Annotated in this window: 14 protein-coding genes; 7 read left to right on the forward strand and 7 right to left on the reverse strand. The window is 75.1% G+C overall.

From position 1 onward, the window contains the following. Positions 1-210 precede the first annotated feature (210 nt). Genes ACR80Q_RS17270 through fabG form a run of 3 tightly spaced genes read right to left on the reverse strand, consistent with a single transcriptional unit; the run spans position 211 to position 2,276 of the window. Positions 211-747: a SixA phosphatase family protein gene (locus ACR80Q_RS17270; RefSeq protein ID WP_435378893.1), complete on the reverse strand. Its 537-nt coding sequence runs from the start codon at positions 745-747 to the stop codon at positions 211-213. Position 748: 1 nt separating this feature from the next. Then, entirely contained in the window at positions 749-1,516 is a 768-nt protein-coding gene (fabI, locus tag ACR80Q_RS17275) for an enoyl-ACP reductase FabI (RefSeq protein WP_435378894.1), read from the reverse strand. A gap of 34 nt (positions 1,517-1,550) precedes the next feature. Continuing rightward, a complete protein-coding gene (gene fabG / locus ACR80Q_RS17280; protein ID WP_435378895.1) occupies positions 1,551-2,276 on the reverse strand; it encodes a 3-oxoacyl-ACP reductase FabG in 726 nt (241 codons plus the stop codon). Between the two features lie 89 nt (positions 2,277-2,365). Between fabG and ACR80Q_RS17285 the strand changes: the two genes are divergently transcribed. From ACR80Q_RS17285 to ACR80Q_RS17315, 7 genes are all read left to right on the forward strand, one after another. Next, positions 2,366-3,361 (forward strand): quinone oxidoreductase family protein, encoded by a 996-nt coding sequence (locus ACR80Q_RS17285; RefSeq protein WP_435378896.1) that lies wholly within the window; start codon positions 2,366-2,368, stop codon positions 3,359-3,361. Between the two features lie 122 nt (positions 3,362-3,483). Then, positions 3,484-4,983 carry a TldD/PmbA family protein gene (locus ACR80Q_RS17290; protein WP_435378897.1) on the forward strand — a complete coding sequence of 500 codons (1,500 nt, stop codon included), beginning with the start codon at positions 3,484-3,486 and terminating at the stop codon, positions 4,981-4,983. Further along, complete coding sequence (locus ACR80Q_RS17295; RefSeq protein ID WP_435378898.1) at positions 4,980-6,368, forward strand: metallopeptidase TldD-related protein; 1,389 nt, start codon at positions 4,980-4,982, stop codon at positions 6,366-6,368. Before ACR80Q_RS17290 ends, ACR80Q_RS17295 begins: the two co-directional genes overlap by 4 nt. A 14-nt stretch (positions 6,369-6,382) precedes the next feature. After that, positions 6,383-6,727, forward strand: coding sequence for a DUF3099 domain-containing protein (locus ACR80Q_RS17300; RefSeq protein ID WP_435378899.1), 345 nt, complete (start codon positions 6,383-6,385; stop codon positions 6,725-6,727). A gap of 2 nt (positions 6,728-6,729) precedes the next feature. Further along, positions 6,730-7,044 (forward strand): hypothetical protein, encoded by a 315-nt coding sequence (locus ACR80Q_RS17305; protein WP_435378900.1) that lies wholly within the window; start codon positions 6,730-6,732, stop codon positions 7,042-7,044. 47 nt (positions 7,045-7,091) lie between these two features. Beyond that, on the forward strand, positions 7,092-7,880 hold the full coding sequence (locus ACR80Q_RS17310) for an SURF1 family cytochrome oxidase biogenesis protein (protein WP_435378901.1): 789 nt from the start codon (positions 7,092-7,094) through the stop codon (positions 7,878-7,880). A gap of 41 nt (positions 7,881-7,921) precedes the next feature. After that, on the forward strand, positions 7,922-8,686 hold the full coding sequence (locus ACR80Q_RS17315; RefSeq protein WP_435378902.1) for an SDR family oxidoreductase: 765 nt from the start codon (positions 7,922-7,924) through the stop codon (positions 8,684-8,686). A gap of 52 nt (positions 8,687-8,738) precedes the next feature. On the opposite strand, the gene ACR80Q_RS17320 is transcribed toward ACR80Q_RS17315, so the two are convergent. The 4 genes from ACR80Q_RS17320 to ACR80Q_RS17335 form a co-directional block, all read right to left on the reverse strand. Then, positions 8,739-10,712, reverse strand: a complete 1,974-nt coding sequence (locus tag ACR80Q_RS17320) for an ABC transporter ATP-binding protein (protein ID WP_435378903.1) — start codon at positions 10,710-10,712, stop codon at positions 8,739-8,741. An 8-nt stretch (positions 10,713-10,720) separates the two neighbouring features. After that, positions 10,721-11,473 (reverse strand): enoyl-CoA hydratase/isomerase family protein, encoded by a 753-nt coding sequence (locus ACR80Q_RS17325; RefSeq protein WP_435378904.1) that lies wholly within the window; start codon positions 11,471-11,473, stop codon positions 10,721-10,723. Between the two features lie 47 nt (positions 11,474-11,520). Further along, positions 11,521-11,742 carry a helix-turn-helix domain-containing protein gene (locus ACR80Q_RS17330; RefSeq protein ID WP_435378905.1) on the reverse strand — a complete coding sequence of 74 codons (222 nt, stop codon included), beginning with the start codon at positions 11,740-11,742 and terminating at the stop codon, positions 11,521-11,523. Positions 11,743-11,891: 149 nt separating this feature from the next. Next, positions 11,892-13,490, reverse strand: a complete 1,599-nt coding sequence (locus ACR80Q_RS17335) for an ABC-F family ATP-binding cassette domain-containing protein (protein WP_435378906.1) — start codon at positions 13,488-13,490, stop codon at positions 11,892-11,894. Positions 13,491-13,513: the final 23 nt, after the last annotated feature.

Here is a 13,513-nt window from a genome sequence, read left to right on the forward strand (position 1 = left end):
GGCAAGCCCGACCGCACCGCCCACGCGCGGCCTCGCCGTCCCGCCGCCCCGCCGCAGTTGTGGGATCAGATCGGGCCCGGACCGGCTGTCCGACCCGGAACTGCTCCCACAACCAGGGCGGCGGCTACGGCCACGGCAGCCGCGGCGGCTACCGCAGCCGCAGCCGCTACGGCAGCCGCCGCTCCGGCGACTGCAGCGCCTGCGCCGGACTCAGGTCCGGGGGACCACCACGCGCGACAGGACGAGGCTCTCCAGGGCGGTGTCGGCCCAGGCGGCCCGCTGACGCATGACGACGACGCCTGCGGTCGGGAACCGGTCGCCGAGGCCCGCCAGCTCCTGCGGGTCGGAGGTGTCGGCGTCGGCCAGGGTCCGGGCCAGCGTCGACAGGCCGGGCTCGTGGCCGAAGACGGCCACGGTGTGGCAGTCGCCGCCGCGCTCGCGGATCAGGTCCAGGACGGTGTCGGCGTCCGCGTTGTAGAGCCGCCGCTCGACGTGCACGTCGATGTCCGCGTCCGCCAGGGCCCGCGCGGCCAGGTCCCAGGTGGCCGACGCGCGGGTCGCGGACGAGACCAGCACCACGTCGGGGACGAACCGCTCCTTGGCCAGCCACTCCCCCAGGGCCAGCGCGTCGCGCTCGCCCCGCTCGGTCAGCGGTCGGTCGTGGTCGGACACGCCGTCGGGGTACCCGGCCTTGGCGTGGCGGACGATCAGCAGCCGGCGTGAGCCCCGGCGGCCACCCGCGGCCACCTCAGACGCCCATCGCGTGGACGCCGCCGTCGACGTGCACGATCTCGGCCGTCGTGGCGGGGAACCAGTCGGACAGCAGCACGCAGCACGCACGGGCCGTCGGCTCCGGGTCGGACACGTCCCAGCCGAGCGGGGCGCGCTCCGCCCACGTGGCCTCCACGGCCTCCAGCCCCGGGATGGACGTCGCGGCGGTGGTCCGCAGCGGTCCGGCCGCGACCAGGTTGACGCGGATGCCGTCGGGGCCGAGGTCACGGGCCAGGTAGCGCGCCGTGGACTCGAAGGCCGCCTTGGCCACGCCCATCCAGTCGTAGACCGGCCACGCCACGGTGGCGTCGAAGGTGAGGCCGACCACGCTGGAGCCGCTGTGCAGCAGCGGCCGGGCGGCCATCGTCAGCGACTTCAGCGAGTAGGCCGACACGTGCACCGCGGTGGCGACGTCCTCCCACGGCGTGTGCAGGAAGTTGCCACCGAGGGCGCCCTGCGGGGCGAAGCCGATGGAGTGCAGGACGCCGTCGAGGCCGTCGACGTGCTCCCCCACCCGCTCCGCGAGCGAGTCCAGGTGATCGGTGTCGGTGACGTCGAGCTCCACCACCGGAGCCGGGGCCGGCAGCCGGCGGGCGATCGCCTGGGTGATCTTCATCATCCGGCCGAAGGACGACAGGACGACCGTCGCCCCCTCGTCCTGCGCCAGGCGCGCCACGTGGAACGCGATCGAGTTGTCCTTGAGGACACCGGTGACGAGCAGACGCTTGCCCTCGAGCAGACCCATCAGTGTTTCCTTCCGTAGGCGCGCACGCGCGGTGTCAGTGACCCATGCCGAGGCCGCCGTCGACGGGCACCACGGCACCGCTGACGTAGCCTGCCTGCTCCCCGACCAGGAACGCCACGGCGGCGGCGACGTCGTCCACCGCACCGAAGCGTCCTGCGGGGATGGCGGACAGGTAGCGCTGGCTGGTGGCCTCGTCCAGCGCCGCCGTCATGTCCGTGTCGATGAACCCCGGAGCCACGACGTTGACCGTGATGCCCCGGGTGCCGAGCTCGCGGGTGACCGAACGGGCCAGCCCCACCAGGCCGGCCTTGCTGGCGGCGTAGTTGGCCTGGCCCGGTCCCCCGTACAGCCCCACGACGGAGCCGATGAGCACGACCCGGCCGTAGCGGGCCCGGATCATGCCCTTGCTGGCCCGCTTGAGCACCCGCCAGGACCCACCCAGGTTGGTGTTCAGGACGGAGCCGAAGTCGTCCTCCGACATGCGCATGAGCAGCTGGTCCGACGTGATGCCGGCGTTGGCCACGAGCACCTCGACGGGCCCGGCGGCGGCCTCGGCCTCGGTGAAGGCCGCGTCCACGGAGGCGGCGTCGGTGACGTCGCAGGCCACGACCCGCAGGCCGGCGGGGGCGTCGGGACCCAGCGCGCCGCTGCGCGAGGTCACCGTGACGTCGTACCCCTGGGCCAGCAGGTGGGTGGCGACCCCGAGGCCGATCCCCCGGTTGCCGCCCGTGACGAGTGCATGACGGGACTGATCGGACATGGCGGTGACGCTAGCCGATCTGCGCGGACCCTCGTCGCGCGTTGGTGGACGCGTCAACTACCTGGGCGGCTTCCGGCTAGGGTCGGCGGGTGCGAGCCGTAGTCGTCCACGCCTTCGGCGGTCCCGAGGTGCTCGCCGTCCACGAGATCCCCGACCCGCTGCCCGGACCGGGCGAGCTGCTCGTCCGGGTCGAGGTGAGCGGCGTCAACTACGCCGACACCCACGCGACCGAGAACACCTACCTGGCGCCGCAGCAGCTGCCCCTGGTGCCGGGCGCGGAGGTCGTGGGCCGCGTCGTCCGCACCGGGCCCGGCACGGACGAGTCCATGCTGGGCCGGCGCGTCGTCGCCCTGGTCCGCGACGGCGGGTACGCCGAGCTGGCCGTCACCCCGGTGGCCTCCACCATCGAGATCGGCGAGGACCTGCCCGGTCCCGAGGCCTGCGCCCTGGTGCTGCAGGGCGTCACGGCCTGGCACCTGCTGCGGACCTCGACCCGGATGGCCACGGGCGAGAGCGTCGTCGTGCACAGCGCGGCCGGCGGGGTGGGGACGGTCGCCCTGCAGCTGGCGCAGCGGTGGAACGCGGGGCGGGTCATCGGCTCGGCGTCCACGCCGGCCAAGCGGGCCGTGGTCGCGGACCTCGGCGCCGACGTGGTGGTGGACGTCAACGCGGCCGCCGAGGCCGGTGGGGGCGGTGCCGTTCGCGACCTGCTGCTGTCCGCGAACGCGGGCACGGGGGTGGACGTCGTCCTGGAGATGACCGGCGGCGACGTCTTCAACGGCTCCTACCTGGCCCTGGCCCCGCTGGGACGCCTGGTGGTGTTCGGGCTGGCCTCGCGCCGCGCCGGACGGAGCATCGCCCCGGTCGACCTGATGGCCTCCTCTCGCACGGTGGCCGGGTTCTGGCTGCAGCACGCCCTGGCCCGCGGCGGGCTGCGCTCGGCCATGACCGAGCTGTTGTCGATGACCCGGTCGGGGCTGCTGCGTCCCGTCGTGGGCGGGGAGTACGCGCTGGAGGACGCCGGGCAGGCGCACCGGGACCTGCGCTCGCGCAGCACGACCGGCAAGGTCGTCCTGCGCGCCTGAGACGCTCGCCCGTCCCGCCTGGGCGGCCTCCCGCGCCCCCCGCCGCCAAGGCCGCCGCGGTCCCCACCGCCAGGGCCCCCGCGGTCCCCGGGGGCGGGGGCCGAGCGGCTACCGTCGGGCCCGTGAGAAGCACCCACGGGGTCGACGCCGACTTCCTCGCCCTGCCCCTCGACGCCCTCGCCGACGCCGCCCTGCAGGTGGCCCGCGCGGCCGGGGCCGACTACGCGGCGGTGAGGGTGCAGCAGGTGCGCGACGTGGTGGTCCGGGTCCGCGACCGCGCCGTGGAGGGCAGCAGCGACGAGACCGACGCCGGCCTGAGCGTCCGGGTCGTCGTCGACGGCGCCTGGGGGTTCGCGGCCACCGGCGAGCTGAGCACGACCTCCGCCGCCGCCACGGCCGCCCTCGCCGTGCGCTCCGCCGCGGTCGCCCGTCCGCTGGTGCGGCGCCGCGTGGAGCTCGCCCCGGTACCGGTGCAGCAGGGCACCTGGGTGTCCGGGTACGACACCGACCCCACGACGGTCCCGGCCGACGAGCAGGCCGCCCTGCTGCTGGGTTGGACCGGCCAGGTGCTCGACGCCGGCGCGACGCACGCCGACGCCAACGTGATGTCGGTCAAGGAGCAGAAGTTCTACGCCGACCTGGCCGGCAGCCGGACCGTGCAGCAGCGCGTGCGGATGCACCCGGAGGTGACGGCGGTGGTGGCCGGGGACGACGGCGACGTCGACACGGTCCGCAGCCTGGCCCCGCCCGTGGCCCGCGGCTGGGAGTACCTGACCGCCCCCGACGCGCCGCTGGCCGCGGAGGTGCCCGGCCTGGCGGAGGCCGCCCGCGAGAAGCTGGCCGCCCCGTCGGTGACGCCGGGCCGCTACGACCTCGTCATCGACCCCAGCCAGCTGTGGCTGACCATCCACGAGAGCGTGGCCCACGCCACCGAGCTGGACCGGGCGCTGGGCTACGAGGCGGCCTACGCCGGCACGTCGTTCGCCACGCCGGACCAGCTCGGCACCCGCCGCTACGGCAGCCCGCTCATGCACGTGACCGGTGACCGGACCGAGCCGCACGGGCTGTCCACGGTGGGTTGGGACGACGAGGGCGTCCCGGCGCAGCGCTGGGACATCGTCCGTGACGGCGTCCACGTCGGCTACCAGCTGGACCGGGCGATGGCCGCCGAGCGGGGCGAGACGTCCAACGGCTGTGCCTACGCCGACACCGCGGTCCACGCCCCGCTGCAGCGGATGCCCAACGTCAGCCTGGCCGCGGACCCCGACGGCCCGGACCTGGCGGGCCTGGTCGCGGGGGTCGAGGACGGCATCCTGGTCCGGGGCGACCGGTCCTGGTCGATCGACATGCAGCGCTTCAACTTCCAGTTCACCGGGCAGCAGTTCCACCGGATCAAGGACGGTCGGCTGGCCGGGATGCTGCGCGACGTCGCCTACCAGGGCAGCACACCGCAGTTCTGGGCCGGGCTCAGCGCGGTCGGCGGTCCGTCGACCTGGTCGCTGCAGGGGGCGCTGAACTGCGGCAAGGGCCAGCCCGGGCAGGCGGCACCGGTCAGCCACGGCTGCCCGGCGGTCGTCGTGTCCCAGGTGTCGGTCCTCAACACCGAGGAGGAGGGCGCATGACGCCGGAGCAGGTCGTCGAGCAGGCCCTGGCCGCGGGACGCGTCGCCGGGGCGGACGACGTGGTGGTGGTGCTCGAGCGCCAGGACGCCACCAACCTGCGGTGGGCCGCGAACCAGCTGACCACCACCGGCACGACGAGCACGACGTCGGTCGGGGTGGTGGCGGTGCAGGACTCCGCGGCCGGGCGCGCCTACGGCAGCCTCACCCGCCAGGTCGGTGACCCCGACGCGCTGCAGGCGCTGGTCGCCGACGCCGTGGTGGCCGCCCGACGCTCGGGTCCCGCCGAGGACGCGGCCGAGCTGCCCGTGGGCCCCGTGTCCGACGACTTCGCCGCCGAGCCGGAAGCCGCGTCACCGGAACGGCTGTCAGGCACGGCGGCCGCGCTGGGCCGGTTGTTCGAGGCCTCGCAGGCGCAGCAGCGGGAGATGTTCGGCTTCGCGGAGCACGTCGTCGCCACGACCTGGACCGCGAGCAGCACCGGCACGCGGCACCGGTCGGTCGAGCCGTACGGGACCGTGGAGCTCAACGGCAAGAGCCACGCCCGCAGCCGCTCCGCGTGGGCCGGGGCCGGCACCCGTGACTTCATCGACGTGGACGTCGACGCCCTGGCCGCCGAGGTGGTCCAGGGGCTGCACTGGCAGGGGCGTCGGGTCGACGTCGCCCCCGGTCGGCACCGGGTCCTGCTGCCGCCGTCCGCGGTCGCGGACCTGATGGGCGAGTGGCTGTTCTCCGCCGACGCCCGCACGGCGTCGGAGGGCCGCGGCGTGTTCGCCCGCCCCGGCGGCGGCACCCGGGTCGGCGAGCGGCTGACCAGCAGCCCGCTGACCGTGCGCGACGACCCGCACCACCCGGTGCTGGGGACCAGCGACCGGATCGCCACCACCAGCACCAGCGCCACGGCCAGCGTCTTCGACAACGGTCTGGAGGTGCCCGGTACCCGCTACCTGGACGGCGGCGTGCTCCGGGCGCTGCCGGCCACGCGGCACACGGCCGGCCTGGCGGGGACCCCCGTGGCGCCGTTCGCGGGCAACCTGCTCGTCGACGTGGCCGGGGGCTCCGGCGACGTCGCCGACCTGGTCGCGCGGATGGGGTCCGGGCTGCTGCTGACCTGCCTCTGGTACGTCCGCACGGTGGACGAGCAGACCATGCTCATGACGGGCCTGACCCGTGACGGCGTGTACGTCGTCCGCGACGGCGAGGTCGTGGGCGCGGCCGGCAACTTCCGGTTCAACGACTCGCCCGCCGCCCTGCTGGGGCGGGTCCTGGACGCCGGCGCCCCCACGGTCTGCCTGCCGCGCGAGCTGGGCGACTACCTGCCCCGCGCGGCCGCGCCGCCCCTGCTGGTGGGCGACTTCCACCTGTCGTCGGCCAGCGAGGCGGCCTGACGTACCGTTGGGGGGTGGAGAACGAGCGGCACCAGCCGCACCCGGCCCCCCGTGTCATCGCGGTCGAGCCGCTGCAGCGGGTCACCAGCGCCCGGTCCTCGCACACGGAGGACGTCGGGCGGCGGATGCGCAACTACGCGTTCAGCATGGGCGTGCGCACGCTGTGCGTGATCGGCTTCATCATCGTGTTCCCGCACTGGGCGGCGTGGCTGTTCGTCCCGGGGGCGGTGCTGCTGCCCTACGTCGCGGTGATCCTGGCCAACGCCGGCCCCGAGCGCACCCTCCGTCAGGTCGCCCCGGTGCAGCCCCTGGACCTGGACGTCCGGGCCCTGCCCCCGCGCCGCGACGACGCCGCCTGAGCGTGCCCGGACCCCCGCCCGCCGACGGCGACACCGAGCCGACGAGCCCCCCCACGGGTACCGTCGAGCCGGAGCCGGCCCGCTGCAGCGCCAAGGGCTGCCGCAGCGCGGCGGTGTGGGCGCTGCGCTGGAACAACCCGGCCCTCCACACGCCGGAGCGGCGCAAGCTCTGGGCGGCGTGCGAGGCGCACCGCGAGCACCTGTCGCAGTTCCTCGGCGCCCGCGGCTTCCTGCGCGACGTGGTCCCGCTGGCCGAGGCGGAGCCGGACCCCGGTCCGACGCCGCCGGCGGGTCCGGTCCCGGACCGGGCCCCGTGACGGGCACCGGGAGCGGGCCCACGTCCCGGGCCACGACCGTCGCCCGCGTGCTGCGCGACCCACGCTGGCTGGCCGGGCTCGCGGTCGCCGTGGTCTTCGCCCTGGTGTGCGTCTGGCTGGCCCAGTGGCAGCTGGACCGTCGCGTGGCCCGCGCCGAGCGCAACGCCGCCGTGCTCGAGAACTACGACTCCTCCCCCGGCCGGTTCGCCGACGTGGTCGCGGACCTGGACGCGCCGCTCGGGGTGGCCGGTGAGTGGCAGCCGGTGACCATGCGGGGCCGCTACGACCCCGACGGCACGGTGCTGGTGCGCAACCGGCCCCAGGGCGGCAGCAACGGCTACCTGGTGGCCACCCCGTTCGAGGTGGTCGAGGCGGGCACGACCGCGACGGTCCTGGTCGTCCGGGGCTGGCTGCCCTCCGGCGCCGACGCGAGCTCGCCCGGCGCCCTCCCCGACGCCCCGAACGGTCCGGTGGACGTGGTCGTGCGCCTGCGCGAGGGCGAGGAGGCCTCCACCCGCGCGGCTCCCGAGGGCCAGACCTACCGCCTGCACGTGCCCACGCTGCTGTCCGACGCCGACGGACCGACGCTGAGCACGGCCTACGGCGTCGTGGCCACCGAGCAGGGCGAGGCGCCGACCGCCGTGGTGCCCGTGCCCCGCCCGGACACCGACCCCGGCCCCCACCTGGCCTACGGCGTGCAGTGGTACCTGTTCGCCCTGGCCGGTCTCGGCATCTGGTTCGTGCTGGCCCGGCGCCACGCCGGGGAGCAGCAGGCGGAGGACGAGCAGCGCGGGCCTCAGGTCGAGGAGGGCTGGGTCTACGACCCGGGCCGCTGATCGGCGGACCTACCGCCGCTGCGTGCGTCACTATGGTCGGTATGGACTGTGGGCTGGACGGACGCGTGTACGTCGTCACCGGTGGCTCGAGCGGTCTGGGGCTGGCCACGGCCCGCCAGCTGCTCGCCGACGGGGCGAAGGTGGTCCTGTGCGGCCGGGACGAGTCGCGCCTCGAGGCCGCCGTGGTCGACCTGGGTGACGGGGGCGCGGTGATGGCCATCCCGGGCGACCTGTCGGACCCCTCGACGGCCGGGCGCCTGGTGGCCAGCGCCAACGCGCGCTTCGGTCGTCTGGACGGGGCCGTGGTGAGCGTGGGCGGTCCGCCCGCCGTGCGGAGCTACGACGCCACCGACGAGCAGTGGCGCTCGGCGTTCGAGTCGGTGTTCCTGGGGGCCGTCCGGCTGACGACGGCCGTGGCCCGCAGCGCAGGCTTCGAGGGGGGCGCCGTGGTCCTCGTGCTGTCGACCTCCGTCAAGCAGCCCATCACGGGTCTGGGCATCAGCAACGGGCTCCGTCCGGGGCTGGCCATGGTCGCCAAGGAGCTGGCCGACGAGCTCGGGCCGGTGGGCGTGCGGGTCAACGTGGTCCTGCCCGGCCGGTTCGACACCGCCCGCGTCCGGGAGATCGAGGAGGCCACCGGGGACGCCGCCACGGCGCGCGCCGACTTCGAGGCGTCGGTCCCGCTGCGTCGCATCGGGATGCCGGAGGAGTTCGCGCGGGTGGCCGCGTTCCTCGTCTCCCCCGCGGCGTCCTACGTCACGGGGACCGCGGTCACCGTCGACGGCGGTCTCACCCGCTCGCCGTGACTGGTCCCGGCCACTCGCCGTGAGCGGTCCCGGCCGCTCGCGGTGAGCGGTCTCAGCCGCTCGCGGTGAGCGCACCGTCCCCGACCCGGCCGGGGTCGACGGGACCGTCGGCGCCGGGACCGAGGTCGTCGTCAGCGCCGTCACCCGGCTCGTCCGGCTCCTCGCGCCCGGTCATGAGCTGGGTGCGGTAGAGCCGTGCGTACAGCCCGTCGAGGGCCAGCAGGGCGGCGTGCGTGCCCTGCTCGGCCACCCGCCCCTGCTCGACCACGACCACGAGGTCGGCGTCGCGGACCGTGCTGAGCCGGTGCGCGACGACGATGGCCGTCCGTCCGGTCAGGGTGCGTCGGAGGGCCTCCTGCACGGCCGCCTCGGACGTGGAGTCCAGGTGGGCGGTGGCCTCGTCGAGCACCACGACGCCGGGGTCGCGCAGCAGCAGCCGCGCGATGGCGATCCGCTGCTTCTCGCCTCCCGACAACCGGTGCCCCCGGTCGCCGACGACGGTGTCCAGGCCGTCCGGCAGCGAGCGGACGAGGGCGTCGACCTGCGCGTCGGCCAGCGCCCCCCACAGCCGCTCGTCGGAGGCGGTCGGGTCCGCGTAGCGGAGGTTGGCCCGCAGCGAGTCGTGGAACAGGTGCGCGTCCTGGCTCACCACCCCCACGGCCTGGCGCAGCGACGTCGTGGCTACGTTGCGGACGTCCCGCCCGGCCAGCAGGACCCGGCCCTCGGTGGCGTCGTGCAGGCGTGACACCAGGCCGGTGAGCGTGGTCTTGCCCGCCCCGGAGGGACCGACCAGCGCCACGGTGCTGCCGGCGGGGACCGTGAGGTCGATCCCGCTGAGCGCGGGGGCGTCGCCACCGGTGTCCGGGGCACCCGGGGTCTCCAGCGACGGTAGCGAGACGTCGGAGGCCCGTGGGTAGGTGAACGACACGTGCTCCAGGCGCACCTCGAGCGGCCCGGCGGGCAGCCGGACCGGGTCGTCGGCCTCCCGGACCAGCGGCGGCAGGTCCAGCACCTCGAAGACCCGCTCGAACGACACGACGGCGGTCATCACGTCGATGCGGACGTTCGACAGGGCCGTCAGCGGCCCGTAGAGCCGCCCCAGCAGGGCCGCGAGCGCCAGCAGCGACCCGACCGTCAGCGCGCCGGAGATGGCGAGCAGCCCCCCGACGCCGTAGGTCACGGCGGTGGCGACCGCGGCCACCAGGCCCAGCGCGACGACGAAGAACCGGTTGGCCATGGCGATCCGGATGCCGACGTCACGCACGCGGCCGGCCCGCTCGGCGTACTCGGTGCTCTCGGTGGCGGGCACGCCGAGCAGACGGACCAGCAGGGCGCCACCCACGTTGAACCGCTCGGTCATCCGGTTGCCGAGGTCGGCGTTCAGGTTGAACGACTCGCGGGTGAGCAGCTGCAGCCGACGGCCGACGTAGCGGGCCGGGACCAGGAACACGGGGACCAGCAGCAGCGAGGCCAGGGTGATCTGCCAGGAGATGGCCAGCATCGTGACGACGACGGCGACGACGCTGACGACGTTGCTGACCACGCCGGACAGGACCGTGGTGAACGCCCGCTGCGCGCCGATGACGTCGCTGTTGAGCCGGGTCACCAGCGCCCCGGTCTGGGTGCGGGTGAAGAACGCGATGGGCTGCGACTGCACGTGGTCGAAGACCTCGGTCCGCAGGTCGTAGATCAGGCCCTCCCCGATCTTCGCGCTCAGCCAGCGCAGCACCAGGGTGACGACCGCCTCGGCCAGCGCCACCGCCAGCGCGATCCCGGCCAGGACGAGCACCAGCGTCCGGTCGCCCTGGGCCACGCCGTCGTCGACCAGGCGCAGCAGCAGCAGCGGGGTGACCACCACCAGTCCGGCGGACAGCCCGGTGAGCAGCAGGAACACCACGACGGCGGTGCGGTAGCGACCGGCGTAGGACGCTATCCGCCGCCACGTCGACGCCTGGACGCCGCGCTTGGTGACGCTGGGGTCCAGCCGGTAGCTGCGGGCGGCGCGGAAGCCGCTGGCTGTGCTCATCGTGGGCGTCAACGCCCGACGGGGCCGGGACCTTCCGCGTCGCCGGCGGACGCCCGGGTGCTCGGGCGGCGCGCGAGCCCGCGCAGCAGCCGGGCCTGCGTCGCGCGCTCCCGCTCCAGCTGTTCGACCGCCGTCCGCGCGCCGGCGTCGCGGAGCAGGTCGAGGGTGGCGGCGGTGGCGGCCGCGGGTGCTGCGAGGACGGCCTGCACGAGGTCGTCGGTGGCCCGTTCGAGCTCCTCGGTGGGCACCACGGCCCGCACCAGCCCCGTCCGGAGGGCCTCCGCCGCTCCGACGGTGCGACCGGTCAGGCAGATCTCCAGCGCGGCGGCCTCGCCGACGGCCCGGACCAGCGGGCCCGTCCCGGCCAGGTCGGGGACGAGCCCGAGCGACGTCTCGGCCATGCGGAACGTCGCGGTGTCCGCGGCGACCCGCAGGTCGCAGGCCAGGGCCAGCTGGAACCCCGCGCCGACGGCAGGCCCGGCCACCGCCGCCACGGACAGCACCCCCGGCCGCCGCCAGCACGTGAACGCGCGCTGGTAGCCGGCGATCTGCTCCTGCACCTCGGCGTCCGGGCGGGTGCCCAGACCGGCGAGCACCGGCATCATCGACCGGTCCAGCCCGGACGAGAACGCCCGTCCCTGCCCGCGCAGGACCACGACCCGCGTGCCCACCGGCAGCTCGTCCGCCGCTGCGTGCAGGGCCGCCCAGGTGTCGGGGGTCTGCGCGTTCAGCGTCCGCGGGCCGTCCAGGACCACGTGCACGACACCGTCGTCGTGGTGCTCGACCCGGACGACCGTGCCGTCCGTGCTCAGGAGTCTGCGGCCTTCGCCCGACCCCGGGTCGCGCCGCCGCGGCTGCGCAGCTTCACCTCGGACTCGCTGAGCACCCGGTGCACGAACCCGTAGGAGCGGCCGGTGCTCTCCGCGAGCGACCGGATGCTCGCTCCCTGCTCGTACTCCGCCACCAACCTGCTGCTCAGCGTGTCCCGCTCCGTCCCGGTGAGGCGGACGCCCTTCTTGATCTCAACCACGAGCCCTCCAGTCATCGTCGGCCCCATCGTGCTGTCCCCACGCGGCTCCCGCCAATCGGTGGGGACCCGTGGGCCCCGCCGACGGTCGCCGCACCTCCCCCACGGCGCCCGCGTCCCTCAGGCCAGGGCGTCCACGGCGTCCACGGCCCTCAGGCCAGGGCGACGAGCTCGCGGTAGTCCGCGCCCCACATGTCCTCGTCGCCGTCGGGCAGCAGCAGGACGCGCTCGGGCTCCAGCGCGTCCACGGCCCCCTCGTCGTGCGTCACCAGCACGACGGCCCCGGCGTAGCCGCGCAGCGCGGTCAGGACCTCGTCGCGGCTGGCGGGGTCCAGGTTGTTCGTGGGCTCGTCCAGCAGCAGCACGTTCGCGCCGGACACGACCAGCGTCGCCAGCGCGAGGCGCGTCTTCTCCCCGCCCGACAGCACGTGCGCCGGCTTGGAGACGTCGTCGCCGGAGAACAGGAACGAGCCGAGGACGGTCCGGACCTTGGTGTCGTCCAGGTCGGGCGCGGCCGAGCGCATGTTCTCCAGCACCGTCCGGTCCGGGTCCAGGGTGTCGTGCTCCTGGGCGTAGTAGCCCAGCCGCAGGCCGTGACCGGGGACGACCTCGCCGGAGTCGGGGGTCTCGGTCCCGGACAGCAGCCGCAGCAGCGTCGTCTTGCCCGCGCCGTTGAGGCCGAGCACGACGACCCGGCTGCCCCGGTCGATGGCCAGGGACACGTCGGTGAAGACCTCGAGCGAGCCGTAGGAGCGGCTGAGGCCCTCGGCGGTCAGCGGCACCCGCCCGCACGGCACGGGGTCGGGGAAGCGGAGGGCGGCGACCTTGTCGGCCTTGCGCGACTCCTCCAGCCCGTCCAGCAGCCGGTCGGCGCGCTTGGCCATGTTCTGCGCGGCCACGGCCTTGGTGGCGGTGGCCTTCATCTTGAGCGCCTGGGCGTGCAGGTGGGACGCCTTCTTCTCGGCGTTCTGCCGTTCGCGGCGGCGGCGGCGCTCGTCCTGCTCGCGCTGGGCCAGGTAGGTCTTCCAGCCCATGGCGTAGACGTCCAGGACGGACCGGTTGGCGTCCAGGTGGACGACCTGGGTGACGGTGGCCTCGAGCAGGGCCGTGTCGTGGCTGATGACGACGAACCCGCCGGGCCAGGTCGCCAGCCGCTCGCGCAGCCAGACGATGGAGTCGTGGTCGAGGTGGTTGGTCGGCTCGTCCAGCAGCAGGGTGTCGGCGCCGGAGAACAGGATCCGGGCCAGCTCGACGCGGCGCCGCTGACCGCCGGACAGCGTGCCGATCGGCTGGCCCAGGACACGCTCGTCCAGGCCCAGGTTGCCGGCGATCCGCTCGGCCTCGGACTCCGCCGCCCAGCCGCCGAGGGCCTCGAAGTCGGCGTCGGCGCGGGCGTAGCGGTCCATCGCCTTCTCGCGGGTCGCGTCGTCGCCGTCGGCCATCTCGCGCTCGGCCTTGCGCAGCCTCGCGGCCACGGTGTCCATGCCGCGGGCGGCCAGGATGCGGGCGCGGGCGAGCTGGTCGAGGTCGCCGGTGCGCGGGTCCTGCGGCAGGTAGCCGATCGACCCGGTGCGGGTCACGGTCCCGGCGGCGGGCGCCGCCTCGCCGGCGATGACCTTGGTCAGGGTCGTCTTGCCGGCCCCGTTGCGCCCCACCAGCCCGACCCGGTCACCGTCACCCACCCGGAAGGTGGCCCCGGCGACGAGGAGGCGGGCGCCCGCGCGGAGCTCGACGTCCTGGACGGAGATCACGCGACGCTCCCCATGGTCTGGGA

It is taken from the genome of Aquipuribacter aurantiacus, assembly GCF_051216895.1.
In the GTDB taxonomy this organism is placed as follows: Bacteria; Actinomycetota; Actinomycetes; order Actinomycetales; family JBBAYJ01; genus Aquipuribacter.